Consider the following 23,208-nt stretch of genomic DNA (forward strand, 5'->3'; position numbering starts at 1 on the left):
ATGAAGATCTTGAGATAATCGAAGAAATCGAGTCCGACAATACCGAAGAAGAAGCTGGGTTAGGTGCCGGTAAAGACGATGGTTCAGAATCGTATGCTGAAGGGGATGCTTCTGCTATAGATGCTCTTGAAACAGCAGATGGCATAAATGAAGATACTGAAGATATAGAGATAATCGAAGAGATCGAGCCGGAAGACATTGAAGAAGATGTTGGGTTAGGCGGCGAAGGTGGTGACAGTGCAGACATTGATTCTAATGCTAAAATATTCGAAGAAGATTTTGATATCAGTGAAACCAAGCCTTTAGATAATAAGGCCAAGTTTTTGGCAGAAGAATTTAACCATTCTCTTGCAGCAATGGATAAATACTATAATCAATATATCCTTATACCTGAAGGTGCTTACATCATCGGAAGCAAACGGCCAAAAAAAGGCGAAAGCCTTGAAAAAGCAGTTGACCTGCCAGCCTATTATATTGGGAAATACCCGATAACAAATGCACTTTTTGAAGTATTTGTAGAAAAAACCGGATATAAAACAACAGCGGAAAAACGCGGATATGGGAAAGTATACTTCGGAAGATATGAAAAAACTATTGATGAAAAAACCGGTATGGAAAAACTTCTTTTTAATGCCACAACTAAACAAAATACAGTTAAAGGTGCATGTTGGTATCAACCAAGTGGTCCTGGGAGCATGATACATAAAAAACGGAATCATCCTGTTGTGCAGATAAGTTTAGAAGATGCTATGGCTTTTGCTTCATGGACTGGCAAGAGATTGCCAACTGAAGATGAATGGGAAGCTGCATCAAGAACTGCCAAGGGTAACTTGTTGCCATGGGGGAACAAATTTAAAAAAGAAGCCTGTAATATAGAAGATAGTTCTATATGCGGAACAACTTCTGTGGAGAATTATCATGATTTTGAAAATAAATTTGGTCTCGTTGATATGTTGGGCAATGTTTTCGAATGGACTTCAAGCCGGATCGATAAATTTATGATAGGAAAGGGAGGATGTTGGATATCAGGAGTTGATATCCGGCTTTTCAGCCGACTCCAGCTTGAACCGGATGGGCACTCAAATATACTGGGTTTTCGTTGTGTGGCTTATTAACTCTTCCTTTAATTATATTTTACCTATTATTTTACTGTCGGATGTGTTGTCTTCTTCTATATATTTTATCTTATTGTGCATCCTGCGAATTATTTCATCTGCTTTGTCGGCCTGCTTGTTTATTTCATGTAATTTGTCATACAAAGGATCATTTGTATCCATATTTGATAACATTAATTCTGAGTATCCCAATAAAATTGTAATTGGCTGACTTAATTCATGGAAAATAGATCGGGCTGAATCACGTAAATCATGAAATTTACTTTTGTAAGAATTGTCTTCCGAAGAAGACGAACATGCAGTTGTTGAATTAACAGGCATTTTTATACCCGTATTTTTTCCCATAAGTATAAACCTCCAATTGAGTAAAACATAGATTACTGTTTATTCTTTTTGCTTACTGCTTCTGTAAAGACGAATATCCGCTTTTTCAAGGGTTACCAAACCTTCTTTTACTACACTTTCTATAATACCAAGAAATTCTTTTATTTTTTCATGCGTATCAACTATTTCCACGATGATCGGCAAATCAAGAGATAATCGCAATATTTTTGAAGTATGGATACGACTGTTTGCACCAAAACCCATTAATCCACGAATGGCGGTAGCACCGGCCAAACCATGCTCTTTTGCTTTAATTACAAGCCATTCATACAATGGTTTTCCTTCATATTTATCGCTTTCTCCGATAAATATTCGAAGAAGTTGACCTTCAGGCGGAAGGTTCATTTATATTACCTCCACAATGCAATTATTGTAAAACGGCCAATTAATACTGCTAATAACCCTAAAAACAAATGAGTCCCGACGTTTACCAATGCAAGGAAAAATTGTTGATTCTGTAAAAGATTCATAGTTTCGTTGCTGAATGTAGAATATGTAGTATAAGCGCCTAAAAGCCCGATTATAAGAAATGTGCGCAGTTCGGATGACAAGCCGGCCTGAGATTCTACAAGCTGGGAAAAAATACCGATCAAAAAACAGCCTGTAATATTTACTGCCAGGGTTCCAAAAGGAAACGCGGCTTTTTGTGTCAAGTTTTGAATATATCCACTAATCAGGTATCTTAAAATTGCGCCTGTGAAACCACCTATACCTACTATAAGTATGTTGCTCATATTTTTCTTCACTTTACAAACTTTACATCAGGAGCCGACGATGCAACCGAGGATCAAGATAAATCCTATAACCTGGTAATATTTTATACTAGTCCACCTTAATCGGCATATTCAGTTACATCTGGAACACTATTTGCAAGATTAAAACTGATTTAATGCTATTGCACGGTACTTATATGCAATTTATCACATAAATATCATAATGATATTAGAAATTCAATATTATTGTATGTTTTATGTCAAATAAATGGCGTTGAAATTATTCCGTCAAAATAAAGTCGCTACATTGGTTTCTATAAAGTAACCCAGTCCATGGAGGGTGTTGATGAAAGTTAGCCTTGGTCCGATAACAAGAATTGAAGGTCATTTAAATATTGAAACTACAGTTGAAAAGAATAAAATTGTTGATGCCCGCTGTAAGGGCGAGATGTTTAGGGGCTTTGAGGTTTTTCTTCAAGGAAGGGACCCGCTTGACGCACAGCAGATTACTCAAAGAATTTGTGGTGTATGTCCCTATGCTCATGCTATTGCATCTTCATATGCTCAGGAAAGCACATATAATTTAAATGTGCCGCCTAACGGGCGCATCATGCATAACCTGATACAAGGAGCAAATCATTTATACGATTACCTGTTGCAGTTTTATCAGCTCGCGGCTTTAGATTTTATAGATGTCACAGCAATTCTTCAATACAAGGGAAAAGACGCAGATCTTCTTACGGTAAAAAACTGGGTACAGGCCGAGCTTGCTTCAGGCAAATCATATCCTGCGGCTCCATTTCTGCCAAGATTATCTGGAAAATATATTAAAGATAAAGATCTCAATATTGGAGCTTTGAAGCACTATATCGAAGCCATGGAGATCCAGAAAAAGGCTAATGCTGCAGCGGCAATATTCGGAGGCAAATTCCCACATAGTACTTCTATTTTTCCTGGAGGCTGCACGCAAAATGCAAGAATTGATCTTATCGCATCATATCAGTCTTTGATTCACGAAGTTCGTGATTTTTATCATAATAAGTATATCCCCGATGTTTTGGCAGTAGCAAAGGCATTCCCGGAATACTGGGAAATAGGAGCCAGTAAAGGCGGGTTTCTATCTTTTGGCCTTTTGCCTGTAACTTCCGAACCTAATAGCGAAAGAGTGTTTTCTTCCGGAGCACTTTTAAACGGCGATATATCGCCGGTAAATTTTGAGTTGATTACTGAAGATGTGAAACATTCCCTGTATTCGTCGCCAAGCGGACTCAAAGTTAAAGATTCGACTTTAACCCCATCTCCTCATAAAAGTGGCGCTTATTCATGGATAAAGGCTCCGCGTTATCAGGGTCAAATGGTAGAAGTTGGAAGTGCTGCCCGAATCCTTGTTGACTATCACCAGGGACATAATCCTAAAGTGAAAAAGCTTGTAGATACATTTGCCGGTCAGGTTGGCATAAAACCTTCAAAGATCAACTCGGTTCTTGGGCGTTATTTGAGCCGTGCTATCTGTGGCGCAGTTATTGCCGACTTTCTGCTCGATGAGACTGAACGGCTTGATACGAAAGGACCCACAATAGCTGATATTAAAATACCGGCATCCGGTGAAGGTTTCGGTGCTACTGAAGCATCTCGAGGAGCATTACTGCATTATATACGCATAAAGAACTACAAAATTGAAAGATATGAATGTGTTGTGCCAACCACCTGGAATGCTTCTCCCAGAGACGATAATAATCAGCCGGGTGCCATGGAATCAGCACTTATAGGAACTCATGTGCAAGACCCTGAAGATCAGATAGAAGCTGTCAGGATTGTACATTCTTTTGATCCATGCATTGCCTGCGCTGTACACTGAAGAAACATAAATAAGATCAATATTTGAACCTGCTTAATATAGGGAGGTATTATTTTATAATGGATAGAAGGGAATTTTTGAAACTGGGGGCCACGTTAAGCGCCGCTTTTGGTATTCTTAACCTGCCGAAACCGGTTATTGCTGCTCTGAAAAAAATTGAGCCCCAAAGCATACCCAAGCTTATATATCTTCAGGGGCAATCTTGTTCAGGTTGTTCGGTTTCACTTTTGCAGGCTGCTTCACCGTCTCCGCTTACCCTTATTACCAATTATTCGCAGCTGGCTTTTCATACCGACCTGTCTGCCGTTTCCGGAAAAAAAGCATTAGATCTTATTGAAAAATATATTTCAGGTAAAGCAGGCGACTATTATCTGGCAGTAGAAGGAGCCATCCCGGCAAAAATGCCTGAGGCTTGTGTAATCGGAGACAAAGTCTTTGGTCAATATCTTGAAGCGGCAGCAAGTACTATGATCGGTGCAGTAGCGGTTGGCTCATGTGCAAGCGACGGAGGTATCCCGGCAGCTGAAGGTAATCTGACCGGTGCAATCAGTCTTAGACAATATTATAAACAGCTTAACATAAATAAACTTATCATTAATTTGCGCGGTTGTTCGGTGCACCCGGACTGGGTTTGGCAAACAATTATAAACATAGTTAAAGTTGGACTCCCGGAATTGACAGACCAGGGTTCACCGGCTCTTTTTTACAGCCGGAAAGTCCATGAGCAATGTCCAAGATATCATGACTTCCAGCAGGAGATATTTGCTACCAAACTTGGTGAAGGAGGCTGTTTATTTAAATTGGGCTGTTTAGGACCGGATACTGCCGCAGATTGCCCAAACAGATGGTGGAACCTCAGCCAAAGTTGGTGTATTGCTGCCAATGCACCATGTATCGGTTGCGCCTGGCCAAACTTTGCCCGAAAAAAGGATTTTCCTTTCTACAGACTATCCGAACAAAAAAAACCCATAGAAAGGAGTTAAGCAATGCAGGGAAAGTCATTTGCTAATTTGTCGGTTACAGGGAAAATTATGTTCTTTGTGCTTCTGATAATGTTTGTGTTTCTTACAACCGGAACAGGGTTTATAACCAGTTTTGTAAAAAAAAGGATAACAGGAAACTACATTACTTCTATTCATACCCTCTTTGAATCGCTTGAGCAGGGAGTACGCGACTCTTTGGAGCGCGGTCAGATGGAAAATTTTCATAAACTGCTTTTGCGCCAGAGAGACATCACAGGCGTTCTGGACGTCACACTCTATGATCAGCAGGGGAAAGCCAATCTTTCTTCTTCCACAAATAACCTTGAAGGAATGGTTTTAGATGATAAAATTTTTAAAAATATTACTGAAAAAAAAGATGTGGTTGAGGTTATCAGTTCAGGAAAAATCGATATATACGCTCCACAGATAGTAAATTCCGACTGCATTCGCTGTCATCATAACTGGAAACAAGGTAATGTAGGAGGGGTTCTTTCACTCTCTTATGATTTGTCGGAACTCAACTTGATTGTTTCCGATCTGACAAAAAAGATGACTATCGGTTCAATAATAATACTCATTGCTGTCTCGGCAATAATTTATATGCTTATGAAATGGACAGTATCCAGGCCTATCAATGCTATTATCAGGGATCTTGTCGATAGCGCATCCCAAACATCATCTTCTGCCAATCAAACCTCCACGGCAAGTGATTCGCTGGCTTCTAATGCTTTTCAACAAGCAGCCTCAATAGATGAAACCAGCGTTTCTATAGATGAAGTATCATCTATGACAGCAAACAATGCTGAAAATGCTTCCGAAGCAAATGATCTGATGCTACAGGCAAAAAATGTTATGGACAGTTCAAACAAGGCTATGCAGGAATTGATAGATGCAATGAAAGAGATCTCGGATACAAATGAAGAAACTTACAAGATTATAAAAACAATTGATGAAATAGCTTTTCAGACAAACTTATTGGCTCTGAATGCGGCAGTTGAAGCGGCAAGAGCCGGAGAAGCAGGAAGCGGTTTTGCAGTTGTGGCTGATGAAGTGAGAAGCCTTGCAATGCGGGCTGCCAGCGCGGCTAAAGTTACATCGGAAATGCTTGAAGGAACACGCAAGCGGGTTTCGAAAGGGGTTGAGTTTGTAAATGTTACAGAAAGTGCATTTAAAAGTGCTCTTGAAATTACCGGCAAGACAGCTGTTTTGCTTAATGATATTTCTTCCGCATCCAAAGAACAGCATGAAGGTATGGATATTGTAACCAAAGCGGTACAGGAACTTGATAAAGTGACTCAACAAAATGCAATCGATGCTGAAAAGGCGGCAGAAATAGCCAGAAGCATGGAACAACAGTCGGAAATGCTTAATAAGCATATTTCCACACTTGTTCATTTAGTAGAGGGTGGCAAAAAGATTGATAACCTTCCAGTAAAAACCGGGTGATAGTAGATGCACGAAATGGGGATTGCTTTAAATATATTGGATATAGTTAAACAGGAAATGGAGCACTACGGGGTAAAAAGATTAATTTCTATTTGCCTGACAGTTGGTGAATTCACTGCTATAGCCCTTCATAGCCTAACCTTTTGCTTTGAAATTATAACTAAAAACACACCTTTTGAAGGGGTTAAGCTTGAAATAGAACCGGTTCCATTAATCTGTAGATGTAATAACTGCGAAAAGGAATTTGCTATCGATGAATACAGCTTTATATGTACATCATGCGGTTCAAACGCTGTTGAAACAATCTCCGGCAGAGAATTATTTATTAAAGAAATTGAAATTGATTAAGAACCGCCTTTTGGGGAAAGAAAGAAATTTATGAAAATTCCTGTTATAAGAAATATTTTGGAAGCTAATGAAGAGCTTGCTGAAGAAAATAAAAGTTTGTTTAAACAAAACAATTTACTGGTTCTTAATTTGATGAGCTCTCCTGGCGCCGGCAAAACTACTCTTCTGGAATGTACCATTGATGCTTTAAAAGATAAAATCCGTATAGGGGTTATAGAAGGAGATATCCAAACAACCAATGATGCTGAAAGGATTGCGAAAAAAGGAGTTGCCGCCGTACAGATAAATACAGACGGAGCCTGCCATTTAGACAGCAGAATGATCTCCCATGCGCTTAAAGAGCTTGATCTTTCATCCCTGGATCTTCTGATTGTGGAAAATGTCGGCAATCTGGTATGCCCGGCTGAATTTGAGGTAGGCGAGGATTATAAAATCATGATTTTAAGTGTTACGGAAGGAGATGATAAACCTCTTAAATATCCTTTAATGTTTTCTAAATCCAGCGTACTTCTGATAAATAAAATCGATCTGCTTCCCTATGTTGATGCCAGCGTAGAAAAAATTCGTCATTATTCATCCGGTATTAATCCCGATCTGGAAATTTTTGAAGTTTCCTGCCGTAACCTATCCGGGCTTGACTCCTGGTTTAACTGGATACTTCAACGGATCCCGAAGTATAAAAGCCAATGAGAGCCAGATACCACATTACAATCCAGGGTATTGTCCAGGGAGTCGGATTCCGGCCCTTTGTATATTTGCAGGCAAGAGAAAAAGATATTACCGGTTATGTGAATAATTCTTCTTTGGGCGTGGAAATAGAGATTGAGGGTGAAAATACAGATCTTAAAAATTTCTTACAGATTGTAAGAGATATCCCGCCACCTACCAGCCGTATCACCGATATTCAAATTGATCCAATACCACTAACCTTTGACAAAGATTTCTCTATCAGCCAAAGTATTGCATCCGGGGAAAAATCTGCATTGATATCTTCCGATATAGCAACCTGTCAGGATTGTTTGAAAGAATTAAGAGATCCTTTAGATCGACGTTTCGGTTATCCCTTTATCAACTGCACTAATTGCGGCCCACGCTATACAATTATTAATGATATTCCATATGACCGGCACAATACTTCCATGGCAACCTTTAAAATGTGCCCAAATTGTTATGAAGAATACCATAATCCTTTAAGCCGACGGTTTCATGCTCAACCTAATGCGTGCGGTGTATGCGGCCCGCAGGTTTTTCTTTATGACAATCAGGAAGAACTTATAGAAGATGTTTCTCCTGTTACAGAAGCAGCCCGGCTTCTTAAAAAAGGAATGATTGTTGCCATAAAAGGCATTGGAGGTTTTCATCTGGCAGTAGATGCGTTTTGCCAAGAGGCTGTAAAACGCTTAAGGTACTTAAAACATAGGCAAGAAAAACCTTTTGCCCTGATGTTTCGCGATCTTTCGGCTTTGGCGCAAAATGCACGGGTAAGCGATGCGGAAAAAGAAGTTTTACTGTCCAAAGAACACCCGATAGTTTTACTTGAGAAAATATTTCCAAATAATATTGCTTTGTCTGTAGCTCCGGGGAATCGCTATTTTGGGGCAATGCTGCCGTATACCCCGCTGCATCATCTTCTGTTTGATTTTGGATTTGAGGCTCTGGTCATGACAAGTGGAAATCTTTCTAATGAACCAATCTGTATTGATAATAAAGAATCCTTTGACAAACTTTGTGGAGTAGCCGATTGTTTTCTTGTTCATAACAGGGATATCTGTGTACGAAGCGATGATTCCATAGTAACTCATGTTGCCGGCAGTACAAGACAGATCAGGCGATCACGGGGCTTTGTGCCGGAACCGATTTTTTTAAATGAATCCTTGTCTCCTATTCTTGCCTGTGGGGGCCTGCTTAAAAATACAATATGTCTTATCAAAGAAAACAGGGCATTTTTAAGTCAGCATATAGGAAATCTTGAAAACCCGGAAGCCATAAATTCTTTTGAATCTGCAATAACTCATTTGAAGGAGATCCTGCAGATTAATCCGCAGATCATTGCCTATGATCTCCATCCGGATTATCCAGGCACCCGCTATGCTCTTAAACAGGCGCAACTTCGTTTGATAGGAGTACAACATCATTTTGCCCACATGGTTGGTTGTATGGCGGAACACTGGCTTCATGAAAAAGTGATCGGCATTGTCTTAGATGGCAGCGGATATGGTATAGATGGTAGAATTTGGGGCGGTGAAGTTTTTGCAGGAGATTTATCATCTTTTGAACGTAAAAGTCATTTTGAATATCTGCCAATGCCTGGTGGCAACCTGGCTATAAAAGAACCATGGCGTATGGCTGTGAGCTATTTATATCAGGCTTATGGAGAAAAATTATCAGAACTGCCTCTACAGTTTATTAAGAAACTCGAACCTAATAAAATAGATATTTTGCTAAAGATGATCCGGCAAAAAATCAATTCGCCACTCACCTCAAGTTGCGGTCGGCTTTTTGATGGCGTAGCTGCATTAATAGGTTTAAGAGATGTTATTGATTTTGAAGGGCAAGCAGCCATGGATCTGGAAATGATACAAGGCTGTGAAAAATTATCTTGTTATCCAATAGAAACAATCAATAATAATGGCATTTATTTAATTAGGCACCAGCCTATTATTAAAGGCATTGTGGAAGATATAAAAAAGGGCAAAACCGGAGCACATATAAGCCGCCGGTTCCACATTACTTTGATTAAGATATTTACACGGATCTGCTGTAAAGTAAGGGATGAATCGGCTCTTGAAAAAGTAGTTTTGTCAGGTGGAGTTTTCCAGAACAGAACTATTCTGTCAGGTATGGAAAAGCAATTGAAGAAAAAGGGTTTTAAGGTTTACACTAATGCTCTTATACCGGCAAATGACGGCGGACTTTCTCTTGGTCAGGCAGTAGCCGCTCATTATATTAATCTGCAATCAGGAGATAATAAATGTGCTTAGCAGTTCCCATGGAAATTAAAAAAATAACAGGCCATGTTGCCATAGTGGAATATGAAGGGACAAAGAAAGAAGTCCGTTTGGATATTATTGATCAGCAACCCCAAGTCGGAGATTATGTGATTATTCACGCAGGCTTTGCTCTGCATCGAATTGATGAAGAGGAAGCCCAAAAAACTCTAAAATACTGGGAAGAAATATTGGCTATTAACCCATGAAGCACTTGAGTGAATATCGGGATAAACATAAAGCTAAGAAATTGATTGACGCCATTTGGGCCCAATCTAAAACACCTGTCCGTCTGATGGAAGTATGCGGGTCACATACCGTTTCCATTTTTCGTCATGGGATACGCCAAATGCTGCCTCAAAACATTCAACTGATTTCAGGCCCCGGGTGCCCGGTTTGTGTTACTGCCAAAGCGGAAATAGACCAGGCTATTAAGCTTAGTAGTTATCCCGATGTAGTAATTACAACATTTGGTGATATGATACGGGTTCCGGGTTCTTTATCCTCACTGCAAAAAGAAAGGGCAATGGGCGCCGATGTACGTATAGTTTATTCAAGCTTTGATGCCTTAAAAATAGCCATTGAAAACCCCGAAAAAAAAGTGATTTTTCTTGGTATAGGTTTTGAGACAACTGCTCCTGCAATAGCTGCTACCGTCTTAGAAGCAAAACGAAAGAACCTGGATAATTTTTTTATATTATCTGCTCATAAATTACTACCTCCTGCCTTAACGGCTTTGCTGAACTTTGATCACCTGAATATAAATGGATTTATTTACCCCGGACATGTTACAACAATAATCGGAACTTTTGCATACGAACAGATTGCCGAAAAATATAATATACCCGGAGTTGTCTGCGGATTTGAGCCTGTGGATATTCTGGAAACTATACTATTGCTGATAATGCAGATAGAACAGGGTAAAACAGAAGTTGAAATTCAATACAAACGCGGAGCGTCTGCTAAAGGAAATCCAAGGGCAATGGATGTTCTTAATCAGGTTTTCAATACTTGCGATTCTTACTGGCGTGGTTTGGGCCCCATCCAAGGCAGCGGACTAACTTTACGTCGTGAATACAGATCTTTTGCAGCCGAAGATTATTTTGATCTTAAAGTTCCACCGGCCAAAGATCATCCAGATTGCGTATGCAGTGAAGTTCTTTGCGGTGTTAAAACTCCCACGGAATGCAAGCTTTATCGCAAGGCATGCACCCCGCAAAACCCTGTCGGACCTTGTATGGTATCGACAGAAGGCACATGTGCAGCCTACTATAAATATCATGAGCCAGTTTCAAAACGTACCATTTTGGCCGATCTCTGCGTTGGCTAAAAATTTTAATCCTCGAAATACTCACATGTATTCCTGCGGTTAAAATTTTCATCCGCCTTGACCTTGACCAAACTGAAACGTTTTGAAAGTGGCTCTCATAACTAAAAAATATTCTAATACCGTATATTTGTAACAAAGGATTTATCATGGCTACAGATAAAATTATTCTTGACCATGGCAGTGGCGGACGATCTTCTCACGAATTAGTTGAGAAGATTTTCTTACCCAGGCTTGGCAATTCTTATCTAAATGAATTAAACGACAGCGCAGTATTTGAACTGGGGGGAGCAAAGCTTGCCTTTGCAACTGATAGTTATGTGGTAGATCCCATATTTTTCCCCGGTGGTGATATTGGAACGCTTGCTATATGCGGCACTGTTAATGATCTTGCAATGAGAGGAGCCCATCCATGTTATTTAAGCATCGGATTTATTATCGAAGAAGGCTTTTCATTAAAAGATCTTGAGCGTATTCTTTCCTCTATTGAAAAAACTGCTCTTGAGGCTGATATAAAGATAGTTACAGGAGACACCAAGGTTGTTCCCAAAGGAGCAGCCGATAAAATATTTATTAATACTTCCGGAGTTGGCCTTGTTCCTGCGAAAATCAATATTTCCGGACAGAATGCAAGACCTGGAGATGCAGTATTAATAAACGGCAATATCGGTGATCATGGCATGACCATTCTTAACAGCCGCGAAAATTTGTTTCCGGATTCGCCTATGAAAAGCGATGCTTCTCCTTTAAATCACCTTGTTCAGAAAATGATAGATACAGGTTCGGAAATACATGTTCTCCGTGACCCCACAAGGGGAGGTCTGGCCACAACTTTAAATGAAATCGCATCTCAATCGCAGGTTGGTATAGAAATATTTGAAGAAGCAATTCCTATTAATGAAAGTGTACTGGCAGCATCTGAAATATTGGGGCTTGATCCCCTTTACATGGCTAATGAAGGAAAGTTGGTAGTTTTCGTCCCCGAGTCTGCTGCCCAAGCTATTTTGACTGCCATGAAAGAAACATCTTATGGGAGTAATGCTGCAATAATTGGAAAAGTAAAAGCTGAAAATCCGGGGAAAGTTGTAATGAATACAAGCATCGGAGGAAAACGTATTGTAGATATGTTGACAGGGGAACAATTGCCCAGGATTTGCTGATGTTTGTATGTGTATGTGTGACAATTTACTTACCTTCAATCCTGTGGTTTTTCTAAATATCCTTTGACAAAATCCGGTTTAAATGCAAAAAAAATACAGACTGTTGTATATAATTTTTTGTGTGTGAACTGATTTGTTTCGTTGTGCAGGTTTCGACAAATGGTATAGAAGCTTGCCCTAAATGCGCAGTTTCCAGCCGTGAATTAGAAATCCTGCGCTCTAAAACCTTGGAAAATTGAACAATTTTTGAAAGGATTGGGGTATCTGAAGGTGAAATCATGAACGCGATCCGCATTTTTATCAGTAGCGTTCAGAAGGAATTTGCAAAGGAACGGGCTGCTCTACGTGATTTTCTCCTGGGAGATCCTCTTTTGCGTCGATTCTTCGATGTGTTTCTTTTTGAAGATGTACCTGCCATTGATAGACGGGCCGATGAAGTCTATCTTCATGAAGTTGAACAGTGTAATATTTACGTAGGGCTCTTTGGGAAGGAATACGGAAAGGAAGATAAGAAAGGATACTCACCTACCCACCGGGAATTCGATCTTGCGACACAGCTTGGGAAACACCGCCTTATTTTTGTCAGAGGTGCTGACGATAGCGGCAAAGCTCCCAAAATGCAGGCAATTATCAGGGAAGCGGGAGATCAGGTAGTGAGACGCCGCTTTGTCAGTGCTGCAGAGCTGATAGCCTCAGTGTATGGAAGCCTTATCCAATACCTTGATGAACACGAGTTGATACGTTCAGCGCCCTTTGACGCCGCTTTCTGTATGAACGCTACCATTGCAGATCTGGATGAAGAGAAGATACACACATTCCTGAGCCGAGCCCGACGGGCCAGAGGCTTCCCGCTGCCCGAAGAATCAACGGCCATGGAGGTTCTTACTCATCTGAATCTCCTGGATAAAGAAAGACCGAGCCATGCCGCAGTATTGCTCTTTGGAAAATATCCGCAGCGTTTCCTTATTGCCTCCGAGATCAAGTGTGCCCATTTTCATGGTGTTGAGGTAACCAAACCCATTCCCTTTTACCGAATTTACAAGGGAACAGTTTTTGACCTGGTAGATCAGACTGTTGATTTTGTGCTTTCAAAAATTAATCTTGCTGTCGGAACCCGCTCACAGAGCGTTGAAGCACCCGTGGCCTATGAGATGCCTCCGGAAGTGATTCGCGAAGCCATTGTCAATGCTGTAGCCCATCGGGACTATACGAGCAACGGTAGTGTACAGGTGATGCTCTTTGCTGACCGGCTGGAGGTCTGGAATCCCGGCACCCTTTCGCCGCCCCTGACCCTTGCAAAACTGCGAAAACCACACGGCTCAGTGCCCTTTAATCCATTATTAGCCGAGCCACTCTATCTGACCAAGTACATTGAGCGCATGGGTACCGGAACTGGTGACATGATCAGGCGCTGCCGCAATGTCGGCCTTGAGGAACCGGAGTTTGCTCTTACGGACGGTTTTGTGGTTACTATCCACAGAAAGCCTGAACTAGCCTTCAAAGCTGTTGGCGGGATTACCGGGGAAGTTACCGGGGAAGTTACCGGGGAAGTTACCGGGGAAGTACATAGACTCCTGACGGTGCTGGTTGGAGAGATGAAACGCACGGACATTCAGAAAGCTCTGGCCCTGCGGCATGAAGACTACTTCAGGGAGGCTTATCTCGTTCCGGCACTTTCTGACGGCGTGATCGAAATGACCATTCCCGATAAACCTACAAGCAGCAAACAGAAATATAGGCTCACTGCAAAAGGGCGGAAATTCATCGCGAAACTGGCGAAGGAGACGGGGGGCGGTGGAAAGTGAAATGAAAGCTGTGGAAGGTAGGGAAAATGAATATTTTGGATATGCAACTCTGTTTACTATGAAACACCTGACTCAAAATACTACTCATAGGAAGAAAATGGATTGCCGCTCTTATATTCGTTGTGCAGTGTTTGGAGCCAGATTTCCAAAACATAACGGAGGTTATCAATCATGATCTATTGTGTCAAAATTACGAAGATAATTATCCCATTCAATTGGAAGAAGTTGTTTTTTGGCATTGTTGCATTCCTTGCAGGCGGTGACAATATTGCCTTTAGTGCTTTTACCGCCACGCGCTATTGGAACTATGTGATCCATAGTTAGCTCTTTGGGTGAGAAGTTGCGGCAGCAATAATGGCATACGCCCTTTGCAAGCTTGCGTTTCCACCACTGGGTGTTTCTTAATTCCCGCGCTAAACGCCGCTGTCTTTTTATATCTTCTTCTTCGAGGTTGTAAGCAAAAGGTTCCATATTAAGTTAAACTTTTCAGCCAGCTTCTTATTTCTTTATTTAAAATCTTATAATATTTTTCAGATCCGCCAAGTCCGCTTCTTCCGAAAAAATAGTTTATCTCAAGAAAAAGCGGTTTGTTATTCTTATCGTTTGAAGAAAAAATAAAATCAAACCCGGCAAGGTTTATTCCCGTCTTATCGCAGAATTCTTTTGTCTTTTTTTCGGCAAGTCCCACAAGCGTGGGTTCCATATCAAAGTCTATAGTTGCACCCTGTGATAATCCAGCGCAAAAACTATCCTGATTGTTCTGGATGCGCCAGTATGAAATCATTTTATTACCTATTACAACAGTTCTTAAGGATTTATTTCCCGATTCAATAAATTTTTGCAATATAAAGCCCTGCTGTCCGCACGTTTCATATTCTTTTATCTTTTTAATAAAGCATTTAAGATCGGATTGATTTTTTACAAGATATACTGTTTCCCCTTCTCCGCCCCAGTCTAATTTTAAAACAAACGGATAAGAAAATAAAAGCTGTTCATTTAGTATATTTTGGTTCGTATCACACAAATGAGATAAAGAAGTAAATATTTTACTTTCAGGATGGACAGCACCTGTTTTCTGAAACAAAAGAATCTGGCCTGTTTTTCCGGGATAATCAAACTTTGTATCATAGTTGGGAAATACATTTTTGCAGTTTTCTTTTGCCATGCGATATAAGATTTCGCTACACCCCTGGGATAGAATTACTGCATCGGCAAGCTTTATTTGTTCAAGTTCGTCAAACCCTGGCTTTCGTCCGGCACATATTATGTTTTTGTCAGCAACAAAACATGGATGAAAAGAAAGAATCATCAGTACCCGAATTTTTTTAAGGTTCTGTCGCTTTTGCTCCAGTCCTTATCTACCTTTACAAATAATTGCAGAAAAACCTTTGTTCCGATGAGTTGTTCTATTTCTTCTCTGGCTTGCATGCCTATCTGTTTAAGCTTGGTTCCGTTTTTTCCGATTATAATACCTTTTTGAGAATCCCGTTCAATATGAATGGTGGCCTCTATTGCAACAAGTCCTTTACTTTTTTTCTCTGTATAAGAGTCAATCGTTACAGCTGAAGCATAAGGGATTTCCTGGCCAGTGAGTCTGAAAATCTTTTCCCTTATCATTTCCGCTGCTATAAAACGTTCGGGAAGAACGGTAAGCATATCTGCCGGGAAAAACGGAGGGCCGAGCGGTAAAAGATTTTCTAAAACACAAAGAAGTTCTTCCACACCTTCGGCGCTTTTTGCCGAAACAGGAACTATATCTTTAAAATCAAATTTTTGCTCCCAGGAAATTATTGCTTCAGCCAGCTTTGGCTTATCAATAATATCAATTTTATTTAATGCAAGAACAACCGGTTTTTTGATCTTTTCTATATTTTTTATAAGTATTGATTCTGATTTGGGATCAGGATTCGCCGCATCTCCCAACAGCAAAATAATATCAACATCTCCAAATGTTGAAAGTGCAGTATCTACTATTTTTATGTTTAGGGCATTATTTGCCTTGTGAATGCCGGGTGTATCTATCAAAACAAGCTGGGATGAAGGTCTGTGTACTACTCCGAGTATTTTATTTCTTGTTGTCTGGGGTTTTTTTGAAGTAATTGAAATCTTAAAACCAAGCAGTTTATTTAACAGAGTCGACTTTCCGGCATTTGGAGCTCCGGCAATAGCTACATAACCGGATTTAAACTCTTCCTTTTCTTCGGGCTTCGTATTTTTCATATTACGGCGTTCTTCTTCCATATTTTAGTGGATCAGATTTTCTATGGCATCCCATAGGGCTTTTTTGCCTGTTTTCGACTTTGTTGAAAAGATAATAAAATCGTCTTTATCAGCCATAAGTGATTTTGAAATAATCATATGCTGCTGTGCCAGCTGATTTTTTGTAAGCTTGTCCGCTTTTGTAAGAACACGGATAAATGGAATATTATAAAAACTAAGCCATTCCATAAAAGTTATTTCTTCAGGTCCGGGAATGCGGCGTATATCCATTATAAGAACAACGCCTTTTAAAGTATTCCTGGTTTTCAGATATGTCTCAATCATGTTTCCCCAGGTTTTTTTTACCGCTGCCGGAACTTTTGCATATCCATATCCGGGGATATCAACAAAGCCAAACAAGTCATTTATCAGGAAAAAATTTATAAGCTGAGTGCGCCCTGGTGTTGAGCTCGTTTTTACCAGTCGTTTATAGTTTAAAAGAGTGTTGATCAATGAGGATTTGCCAACATTGGAACGTCCGGCAAATGCTATTTCCGGTACATCTTCTTCCGGATAGTGGGAAGGCTTTACCGCACTTTTGACAAATACGGCTGATTTAATAATCATGTTTTTAGATCCGATAAGTATTTTTCAAGACGTTTCATGCCTTCAGTAATATTTTCAATAGAGGTTGCATAAGAAAATCTGAGATATCCTTCACCATTTGCCCCGAAATCGATTCCGGGAGTAACTCCCACATGGGCTTTTTCAAGAATATCAAAGGCAAGTTTATATGAATCTTTTGATATATGTTTTGCATTTACAAACACATAAAATGCGCCGGTGGGTTCAACCTTTATTTTAAAACCAAGCTCTTTTAAGCGCGAAATCATATAAAGCCTTCGCTCATTGAAAATATTTTTCATTTTAGAAATATCATTACCCGCTTCTTTTAAAGCAGTAATCCCGGCTATCTGAACTGCCGAATTTGCAGAGATGAAGAAGTTCTGCTGAATTTTTTGTATATGGCGGATAAATTTTTCCGGAGCAATAAGGTAGCCAAGCCGAAGGCCTGTCATTGCATAAAGTTTTGAAAACCCGTTTAAAACAAAAGCATTTTTCGTAAATTCCAGTATCGAGTGCTCTTTGCCTTCATATACAAGGCCGTGATAAATTTCATCAGAAATAATATAAGGCGAAAAATCGGCAATTTCTTTCATCCTGCTCTCGGATAAAAGGGTTCCTGTAGGATTTGAAGGGGAATTTATAAATATTGCTTTTGTTTTATCTGTTAGCTTTTCTTTAATTGCAGAAGGTCTGTACTGAAATGCATCATCTTCATATACCGGTACCGTTACAGGCTTACCCATCAGAAATTTTATAAAATTGGGATAGCATGCATAATGTGGGTCGGAAATTATCACTTCATCGTCGTTATTTAACAGCACTGAAAAAAGACTGAACATGGCAGGAGATGTACCGGAAGCAATTACTATATTATCCGGACAAACTGTTACATTATATGTTTTCTGATAATGTTCGCTTATGGCTTCTCTTAGCTCAATCATCCCAAGGCTGTGCGTGTAATGCGTGTGCCCGTCACGGATGGCTTTTATGATTGCTTCTTTAACGCATTCAGGTGTTTCAAAATCCGGTTCTCCGACTTCCAGATGAATAACATGGATGCCTTTTTGCTCCATTTCACGAGCTTTCTCAAGGACATCCATTACTATAAACGGAGTTATTTCCTGACAGCGCTTTGATAACATTTCTTATATCTTCAATATCTGCTTTGAAAAAGACAGGGAGTATATAATTGCGAAGTTTTTTACCATAAGCTTTTATATCACTTTATTTAAAGGATATTCTATGATTCCTTCCGCTCCGTTTTTCAAAAGTTCCGGGATCAGGTCTCTTATAATGTTAACATGGGCAACGGTTTCAACGGAAAACCATGTTGACTGATAAAGAGATGAAACCGTGGGAGCATGAAGACTTGGAAGCAAAGATACAATTTTTTCAAGATTTTCCTGGGAGACATTCATTTTAAGCCCGACAAGTTTTTCTGCAAGAAGTGCACCTTTTAAAAGAAGTGCTATCTGCTCAATTTTTTCACGCTTGACTTTGTTTTCCCATACCTTATGATTTGCAATAAGCTGAGTATTTGTCTGCATCATTTCATGAATAATACGAAGACCGTGAGCTTTTATAGTACTTCCCGTTTCTGTAACTTCAACAATAGCATCAGCCAGCCCGGATACAATTTTTGCTTCCGTTGCTCCCCATGAAAACTCAACATTTACATTGATATTTCGTTCTTTAAAATATCGTTTCGTATGTTTAACGAGTTCGGTTGAAATCTTTTTTCCTTCAAGATCCTCAATTTTTTTGAATGGCGAATCATATCCCACGGCAATAACCCATTTTGCGGGTCTTGAGCTTACCTTTGAATAAACAAGATCTGTAATAACATGAACATCGGAATTGTTTTCGGCTATCCAGTCTTTGCCTGTAAGAGCTGCATCAAGAGTTTCATTTTCAACATATATCGACATCTCCTGTGCCCTGCAAATGGCGCAATCAATAGCATCATCATTTATTTCAGGAAAATAGCTTCTTCCATTAACGTTTATATTCCAGCCTGAACGTTTGAAAAGAGCAATTGTTGCACTTTCTAAGCTTCCTTTGGGAATTCCCAGTTTTAATTTTTCATTCATTTTTTGTACACCTCATCAGGATTAAATACCGGTTCGCTTATTTTCTTTAAAGAACCGTTTACTACTTTTCTGTAAAAACAGCTTTTATGGCCTGTATGGCAGGCAGCTCCACCGATTTGCTCAACCTTCAACAAAACCGTATCATCATCACAATCTACCAGTATTTCTTTAACCATCTGGAGATTACCCGAAGTTTCCCCTTTAATCCAGAGTTTTTGCCGACTTCTGCTGAAATAGGTTGCTTTGCCTGTTTCAAGGGTTTTTTCCCATGCATCCTGATTCATATACGCAAGCATCAAAACCTCGCCTGTTTCATAGTCCTGCGCAATGGCAGGAATAAGGCCATTTGTTTTATTAAAATCAAGTGTTATCAATTATGCTCCTTTAAATCCAATATATTTCGAGCCAGTTTCAAAACGCCCCATTTTGGCCGATCTCTGCGTTGGGCTCAAATATCAATCCTCGAAATACTCAATGTATTCCTGTGGTTGATATTTTCTCCCGCCTTGAGCTTGACCAAACTGAAACGTTTTGAAAGTGGCTCATTTCTAATTATTAAAAAAATGTAATACAATTACATAGCACATAATGTTTTTCGTGTAAACATCTGCGAAAACCCAAAATCCGCTATTGATTTTTATAAAGGTGTAATTTTGGCATTATTTAATAAAAAATCAGCCAAGAAAACAAAAAAACGCTTATTATAAACCTTTGCATTAGAAGCAATCAGCCCATTTTAATAAGAAATATAATTTATGACTCCATTTGAACGCACCTATATTTTGATTTCAAATAATTCGTTTTTCCTTTATTCGGTGGAAATCTGACAGCTTTTCAGTCGTATATCCGAAAACAGGTCTTGATAAGAAAAAGTAAAGGGACGCTGTTAGGTTCTTAAGTTTCTACTAAATAATACCCTTTTGTTCTTGCAATTTTTTGGCCGCGGGTAACAGATTCACTAACAGACGGAACCGATATCCGTAGCTTTTTCGCTAAAGAAGACATAGGTATACCAAGTTCCCTCACTGCCCAGTAACACAATAGACTCCTCGCCTCCACAATCCGCCGATACTTCCCTGTAGCCCATACTTCCTCAAGTTTAAGTCCTAACACCTCTGATACCCGTAAAGCAACTCCATCAAGATCCAAGCCGCTTGATCGAAGTGCATATTTTTTTTCCATCGCTTCTTCGGCCGATACCAGTACACGTTGTACGAAATCGCTATCACCCAGAATCCGCTCGTCATTTTTTTGATAGACCTTTGCTTCCCTAAGCGCCTTCACACCTTCCCATCCTCCTGCACTTCGCAAAAGGCCACCACCTGTGAGATCCAAACGCCTTCCCTGGTTAATTCCATTTCCAACAAAAACTTTGTACGCTCGTCTCGCAACGCCTAATTTTTTTCCGAACATTCCAAGCACCCATTCCGTATCTTGCCATGGATTCTCCATTTTCCCCATCAGCACACTGTGTCCGCTGTATGGGTACTGTCCCAGTTCTTCAAGGTTCTCAACAAGGTTAGCCCGGATCGGGTTGAGGTGAATATAACGCACCAATTCCAAAAGATAAGAATCTTCCTGACACAATATAGATTTAAAGCGGTTTTGGAAAACATGGCCATTTCTGCTGTGTTTACGATTATACCATAGTGCATACCCGGTCAATAAACGCCTCATGACAGTGGAGATCGGCACCGGACCGGTTCGAAGAAGAAGATGAAAGTGATTGGGGATCAATGCCCATGCATAACAGATGGTCTCCGTATCCTGGAGGATTTTTCCTAATCGCTCCAGAAAGTGGTTCCTGTCAGTATTGTTTTGAAATACCGCCCCTCTTTCAATTCCCCTAACCATGACATGGTGTAAGGCTCCGGCAGTATCAATTCGAGATTTCCTTGGCATTATCCACCCCTACCATTTTATAATAGTAGTGTCAACTTAAAATCCTAACAGCGTCCCATTCTCTTTCCTTATTTTCATAAAGAAGCTTTATATGAGAAAAAGTTCATTTATTTATCAATCTGTATGCTATCTGTAGGTTGTTATGTATTATCTTGTCAAAGTTTTATAATTTCGGAAATATTTTAAGTCCTGCACAATATATTTCATGAAGCAGATATTTAGAAATTATAACAAGATAAAACTGAAAAGATAATTTAAATCCTTGACATTTAAATTAAGAATATTTATTTATCTGCTGTTTTTGTCACATATTATTTCAGTTTTATTCTTTTCGTTCGAGCAAGTCTTTTCAGTACTACCGGATTTAGATTTTTTAGTGTTAAAGTAAAGCAGTAAACTTTTTAACTATAAATATAGATTTGCGTTTTTATTTTTTCAGACAGGATTAACAGGAAGCACAGGATAGTTACCGGCCGGAAGCTGGACAGTTAATAAGTCATCGCTTGCGGCGGAAACACATTTGGCTTATCAGGCGTTGATGTCAAACGGAACTATTGCAAAACAGAGCAAAGGCAGCAAGTAGCAGATATGTACTTCGGGCCGATCTTCCGGAACGGTCTGAAAATAATCCTGTAAATCCTGTCAGATAATTATAGGATTTAATGAGGCACGGGAGAAATGAAATATCATTTTTCTTTCAGTCTATATGCTATCTGTAAGTTGTCATGTACTTAGTGAGAGACAAAATAGTGATCAGGTTTCGGGGGAAGGCGGATCATGAATGCAGTCATCAAACATACCTGCCTTAAAAGTTATTTGGTCAACAATCATTGATTACATATTTTTCGATATAAGGTTAAATATAGGGGTCTATATTTAACCTTTAACGTAATTAACAAATAGTAAAATTAGACTTGATAACCCTTTAATGGGTGCCCCCTATGGTCGACCCCTATAGTTTATACCTATTTGGAAAATTAGTAAAAAGTTAAGAATCATAGCCCTGAGAACCAGGTTTTTTATGTTGAAAAATAAAATCAAAGTTAAGAATTCCTTTAGGAGGGAAAATAATATCTATGAATATTGATAAAAGACTACTTTTTAAAAAAGTAACATTTTTAATTATGGTGTTAATAATGTTATTTTATCCATTGATATGTGGATGTAAAAACATAAAAAATAAAGATTACATAAGCTACATTAGTTTTTCACCTGACAGCAAAAAGATTTTATTTGATCGCCAAAAAGCTGAGGGGCCGTATCAGATTAATATCTTTGATTTAGAGACAGGATCATTAAGCGCTTATCAATCTCCCCCTGGTGAAAACTGGTCAATGGCAAGATATTCTTTTGATGGAAAACAAATTGTTCTTTCCATTATTCCAAGTGGAAAGAAATATTTGGAACTTGAAAAAATGCAAATTGCCGTGATGGACCCGGATGGAAAAAAGGTAAGGAGAATAACAAATACTCCAGGAGCTAAGATATACCCTTCATTTTCGCATTCCAGTAAGAAAATTATATTTTGTAAGGCAGGTAAGATCAGAAAAAGCGGAAAAACACCTGCGGCATATTATGACGTTTATGAGGTGGATATAGATACTGGACAGGAGACTCGACTCTCTTGGTTCAAGTTTTTCATGATGTCACAGCCTTTTTATTTTCCAGATGATAATATATTTATCTTTTCCGCATATGGTTTCCCATACATCTTTCCAGAAATTCTTGATAATGACTACAAAGCTATTAGAAAAAAGCAGGAAGAACTTAAATCTTCAAATCGTAAAAGGCCACCTGTTGGGGTTAGTGATGATATCTATGTTGTACAGAAAGGGCAAAAGGATCTTCCTGCACCTTACGCTAAGAGCATTGACGGTGTGAGAGACCCATTAATAACAGCTGATGGTTTGCACATATATTTTCTCACGCAAGCTTATAAACCAGATGGTTCAGGAGATTATGAGCAGTTTTTTGAGTATTCGAAAAACGGAAAACATAGACGTATTACTAATATCAAGGCGACAACAATATGGTCTGGTGCTGTATCGCCCGATGGGAAGTTATTGGCTGCTGTATATGATATTGCACCTAATCGTGAGATCAGAAAGATCGTAATTTACTATACAATGTCATTAACTTAAGCGATTGGTTTATAGTTCAAGTAAAACTTTCTGGATGATATCCGGTGTTTTCGAGGATAGCAACGGCCAGGTCTTATTGGTTCAATACTTTTTATAAAAAGCTCAAACAAAGTTTCGATTATG

At 39.4% G+C, this 23,208-nt stretch carries 24 protein-coding genes; 13 read left to right on the forward strand and 11 right to left on the reverse strand.

Going from position 1 to position 23,208, the window contains the following annotated elements; translation table 11 throughout:
• A partial coding sequence (locus tag KKC46_12710; protein MBU1054666.1) for a formylglycine-generating enzyme family protein occupies window positions 1-1,115 on the forward strand: 1,115 nt, incomplete at its 5' end.
• A gap of 12 nt (window positions 1,116-1,127) precedes the next feature.
• Here KKC46_12710 and KKC46_12715 read toward each other — a convergent pair.
• Genes KKC46_12715 through crcB form a run of 3 tightly spaced genes read right to left on the reverse strand, consistent with a single transcriptional unit; the run spans window position 1,128 to window position 2,233 of the window.
• Complete coding sequence (locus KKC46_12715; protein MBU1054667.1) at window positions 1,128-1,460, reverse strand: hypothetical protein; 333 nt, start codon at window positions 1,458-1,460, stop codon at window positions 1,128-1,130.
• 39 nt (window positions 1,461-1,499) lie between these two features.
• Window positions 1,500-1,844 carry a DUF190 domain-containing protein gene (locus KKC46_12720; protein MBU1054668.1) on the reverse strand — a complete coding sequence of 115 codons (345 nt, stop codon included), beginning with the start codon at window positions 1,842-1,844 and terminating at the stop codon, window positions 1,500-1,502.
• Window positions 1,845-1,849: 5 nt separating this feature from the next.
• On the reverse strand, window positions 1,850-2,233 hold the full coding sequence (gene crcB / locus KKC46_12725) for a fluoride efflux transporter CrcB (GenBank protein ID MBU1054669.1): 384 nt from the start codon (window positions 2,231-2,233) through the stop codon (window positions 1,850-1,852).
• 325 nt (window positions 2,234-2,558) lie between these two features.
• On the opposite strand from crcB, the gene KKC46_12730 reads away from it, so the two are divergent.
• From KKC46_12730 to KKC46_12780, 11 genes are all read left to right on the forward strand, one after another.
• Window positions 2,559-4,070 carry a nickel-dependent hydrogenase large subunit gene (locus tag KKC46_12730; GenBank protein MBU1054670.1) on the forward strand — a complete coding sequence of 504 codons (1,512 nt, stop codon included), beginning with the start codon at window positions 2,559-2,561 and terminating at the stop codon, window positions 4,068-4,070.
• Between the two features lie 56 nt (window positions 4,071-4,126).
• On the forward strand, window positions 4,127-5,053 hold the full coding sequence (locus KKC46_12735) for a hydrogenase (protein ID MBU1054671.1): 927 nt from the start codon (window positions 4,127-4,129) through the stop codon (window positions 5,051-5,053).
• Between the two features lie 3 nt (window positions 5,054-5,056).
• A complete protein-coding gene (locus tag KKC46_12740) occupies window positions 5,057-6,499 on the forward strand; it encodes a methyl-accepting chemotaxis protein (GenBank protein ID MBU1054672.1) in 1,443 nt (480 codons plus the stop codon).
• A 15-nt stretch (window positions 6,500-6,514) separates the two neighbouring features.
• Entirely contained in the window at window positions 6,515-6,847 is a 333-nt protein-coding gene (locus KKC46_12745; GenBank protein ID MBU1054673.1) for a hydrogenase maturation nickel metallochaperone HypA, read from the forward strand.
• 30 nt (window positions 6,848-6,877) lie between these two features.
• Window positions 6,878-7,537: a hydrogenase nickel incorporation protein HypB gene (gene hypB / locus KKC46_12750; protein MBU1054674.1), complete on the forward strand. Its 660-nt coding sequence runs from the start codon at window positions 6,878-6,880 to the stop codon at window positions 7,535-7,537.
• Window positions 7,534-9,828 carry a carbamoyltransferase HypF gene (gene hypF, locus KKC46_12755; protein MBU1054675.1) on the forward strand — a complete coding sequence of 765 codons (2,295 nt, stop codon included), beginning with the start codon at window positions 7,534-7,536 and terminating at the stop codon, window positions 9,826-9,828. Before hypB ends, hypF begins: the two co-directional genes overlap by 4 nt.
• Window positions 9,819-10,043 carry a HypC/HybG/HupF family hydrogenase formation chaperone gene (locus KKC46_12760; GenBank protein MBU1054676.1) on the forward strand — a complete coding sequence of 75 codons (225 nt, stop codon included), beginning with the start codon at window positions 9,819-9,821 and terminating at the stop codon, window positions 10,041-10,043. The genes hypF and KKC46_12760 overlap by 10 nt, the downstream gene beginning before the upstream one ends.
• The gene (gene hypD / locus KKC46_12765) at window positions 10,040-11,164 is read left to right on the forward strand and encodes a hydrogenase formation protein HypD (protein ID MBU1054677.1); all 1,125 of its coding nucleotides are present in this window, start codon (window positions 10,040-10,042) and stop codon (window positions 11,162-11,164) included. Before KKC46_12760 ends, hypD begins: the two co-directional genes overlap by 4 nt.
• A gap of 146 nt (window positions 11,165-11,310) precedes the next feature.
• Window positions 11,311-12,321: a hydrogenase expression/formation protein HypE gene (gene hypE / locus KKC46_12770; protein MBU1054678.1), complete on the forward strand. Its 1,011-nt coding sequence runs from the start codon at window positions 11,311-11,313 to the stop codon at window positions 12,319-12,321.
• 278 nt (window positions 12,322-12,599) lie between these two features.
• A complete protein-coding gene (locus KKC46_12775; protein MBU1054679.1) occupies window positions 12,600-14,126 on the forward strand; it encodes a DUF4062 domain-containing protein in 1,527 nt (508 codons plus the stop codon).
• Entirely contained in the window at window positions 14,116-14,301 is a 186-nt protein-coding gene (locus KKC46_12780) for a hypothetical protein (protein MBU1054680.1), read from the forward strand. Before KKC46_12775 ends, KKC46_12780 begins: the two co-directional genes overlap by 11 nt.
• Here the strand turns inward: KKC46_12780 and KKC46_12785 are convergent.
• The 8 genes from KKC46_12785 to KKC46_12820 all read right to left on the reverse strand — a co-directional run bounded on the left by KKC46_12785 (window position 14,292) and on the right by KKC46_12820 (window position 20,944).
• Window positions 14,292-14,597, reverse strand: a complete 306-nt coding sequence (locus tag KKC46_12785) for an HNH endonuclease (GenBank protein MBU1054681.1) — start codon at window positions 14,595-14,597, stop codon at window positions 14,292-14,294. The two genes, KKC46_12780 and KKC46_12785, sit on opposite strands and share 10 nt — an antisense overlap.
• Before the next feature lies 1 nt (window position 14,598).
• Window positions 14,599-15,435 (reverse strand): ATP-grasp domain-containing protein, encoded by an 837-nt coding sequence (locus KKC46_12790; protein ID MBU1054682.1) that lies wholly within the window; start codon window positions 15,433-15,435, stop codon window positions 14,599-14,601.
• Entirely contained in the window at window positions 15,435-16,346 is a 912-nt protein-coding gene (era, locus tag KKC46_12795) for a GTPase Era (protein ID MBU1054683.1), read from the reverse strand. The genes KKC46_12790 and era overlap by 1 nt, the downstream gene beginning before the upstream one ends.
• 24 nt (window positions 16,347-16,370) lie before the next feature.
• Complete coding sequence (gene yihA, locus KKC46_12800) at window positions 16,371-16,952, reverse strand: ribosome biogenesis GTP-binding protein YihA/YsxC (GenBank protein ID MBU1054684.1); 582 nt, start codon at window positions 16,950-16,952, stop codon at window positions 16,371-16,373.
• On the reverse strand, window positions 16,949-18,094 hold the full coding sequence (locus KKC46_12805; protein MBU1054685.1) for a pyridoxal phosphate-dependent aminotransferase: 1,146 nt from the start codon (window positions 18,092-18,094) through the stop codon (window positions 16,949-16,951). Before KKC46_12805 ends, yihA begins: the two co-directional genes overlap by 4 nt.
• A gap of 72 nt (window positions 18,095-18,166) precedes the next feature.
• On the reverse strand, window positions 18,167-19,042 hold the full coding sequence (locus tag KKC46_12810; GenBank protein ID MBU1054686.1) for an ATP phosphoribosyltransferase: 876 nt from the start codon (window positions 19,040-19,042) through the stop codon (window positions 18,167-18,169).
• Window positions 19,039-19,416 (reverse strand): phosphoribosyl-AMP cyclohydrolase, encoded by a 378-nt coding sequence (hisI, locus tag KKC46_12815; protein MBU1054687.1) that lies wholly within the window; start codon window positions 19,414-19,416, stop codon window positions 19,039-19,041. Before hisI ends, KKC46_12810 begins: the two co-directional genes overlap by 4 nt.
• Before the next feature lie 520 nt (window positions 19,417-19,936).
• The gene (locus KKC46_12820) at window positions 19,937-20,944 is read right to left on the reverse strand and encodes a transposase (protein ID MBU1054688.1); all 1,008 of its coding nucleotides are present in this window, start codon (window positions 20,942-20,944) and stop codon (window positions 19,937-19,939) included.
• 1,076 nt (window positions 20,945-22,020) lie between these two features.
• Here KKC46_12820 and KKC46_12825 point away from each other — a divergent pair.
• Complete coding sequence (locus tag KKC46_12825; GenBank protein ID MBU1054689.1) at window positions 22,021-23,085, forward strand: hypothetical protein; 1,065 nt, start codon at window positions 22,021-22,023, stop codon at window positions 23,083-23,085.
• Window positions 23,086-23,208: the final 123 nt, after the last annotated feature.

The organism is Pseudomonadota bacterium (assembly GCA_018817425.1).
GTDB lineage: Bacteria > Desulfobacterota > Desulfobacteria > Desulfobacterales > RPRI01 > RPRI01.

Coding starts and splice junctions, on each gene's coding strand:
- KKC46_12715 (MBU1054667.1), bottom strand. CDS start 1,460: ATGGGAAAAAATACGGGTATAAAAATGCCTGTTAATTCAACAACTGCA.
- KKC46_12720 (MBU1054668.1), bottom strand. CDS start 1,844: ATGAACCTTCCGCCTGAAGGTCAACTTCTTCGAATATTTATCGGAGAA.
- crcB (MBU1054669.1), bottom strand. CDS start 2,233: ATGAGCAACATACTTATAGTAGGTATAGGTGGTTTCACAGGCGCAATT.
- KKC46_12730 (MBU1054670.1), top strand. CDS start 2,559: ATGAAAGTTAGCCTTGGTCCGATAACAAGAATTGAAGGTCATTTAAAT.
- KKC46_12740 (MBU1054672.1), top strand. CDS start 5,057: ATGCAGGGAAAGTCATTTGCTAATTTGTCGGTTACAGGGAAAATTATG.
- KKC46_12745 (MBU1054673.1), top strand. CDS start 6,515: ATGGGGATTGCTTTAAATATATTGGATATAGTTAAACAGGAAATGGAG.
- hypB (MBU1054674.1), top strand. CDS start 6,878: ATGAAAATTCCTGTTATAAGAAATATTTTGGAAGCTAATGAAGAGCTT.
- hypF (MBU1054675.1), top strand. CDS start 7,534: ATGAGAGCCAGATACCACATTACAATCCAGGGTATTGTCCAGGGAGTC.
- KKC46_12760 (MBU1054676.1), top strand. CDS start 9,819: ATGTGCTTAGCAGTTCCCATGGAAATTAAAAAAATAACAGGCCATGTT.
- hypD (MBU1054677.1), top strand. CDS start 10,040: ATGAAGCACTTGAGTGAATATCGGGATAAACATAAAGCTAAGAAATTG.
- hypE (MBU1054678.1), top strand. CDS start 11,311: ATGGCTACAGATAAAATTATTCTTGACCATGGCAGTGGCGGACGATCT.
- KKC46_12775 (MBU1054679.1), top strand. CDS start 12,600: ATGAACGCGATCCGCATTTTTATCAGTAGCGTTCAGAAGGAATTTGCA.
- KKC46_12785 (MBU1054681.1), bottom strand. CDS start 14,597: ATGGAACCTTTTGCTTACAACCTCGAAGAAGAAGATATAAAAAGACAG.
- KKC46_12790 (MBU1054682.1), bottom strand. CDS start 15,435: ATGATTCTTTCTTTTCATCCATGTTTTGTTGCTGACAAAAACATAATA.
- era (MBU1054683.1), bottom strand. CDS start 16,346: ATGAAAAATACGAAGCCCGAAGAAAAGGAAGAGTTTAAATCCGGTTAT.
- yihA (MBU1054684.1), bottom strand. CDS start 16,952: ATGATTATTAAATCAGCCGTATTTGTCAAAAGTGCGGTAAAGCCTTCC.
- KKC46_12805 (MBU1054685.1), bottom strand. CDS start 18,094: ATGTTATCAAAGCGCTGTCAGGAAATAACTCCGTTTATAGTAATGGAT.
- KKC46_12810 (MBU1054686.1), bottom strand. CDS start 19,042: ATGAATGAAAAATTAAAACTGGGAATTCCCAAAGGAAGCTTAGAAAGT.
- KKC46_12820 (MBU1054688.1), bottom strand. CDS start 20,944: ATGCCAAGGAAATCTCGAATTGATACTGCCGGAGCCTTACACCATGTC.
- KKC46_12825 (MBU1054689.1), top strand. CDS start 22,021: ATGAATATTGATAAAAGACTACTTTTTAAAAAAGTAACATTTTTAATT.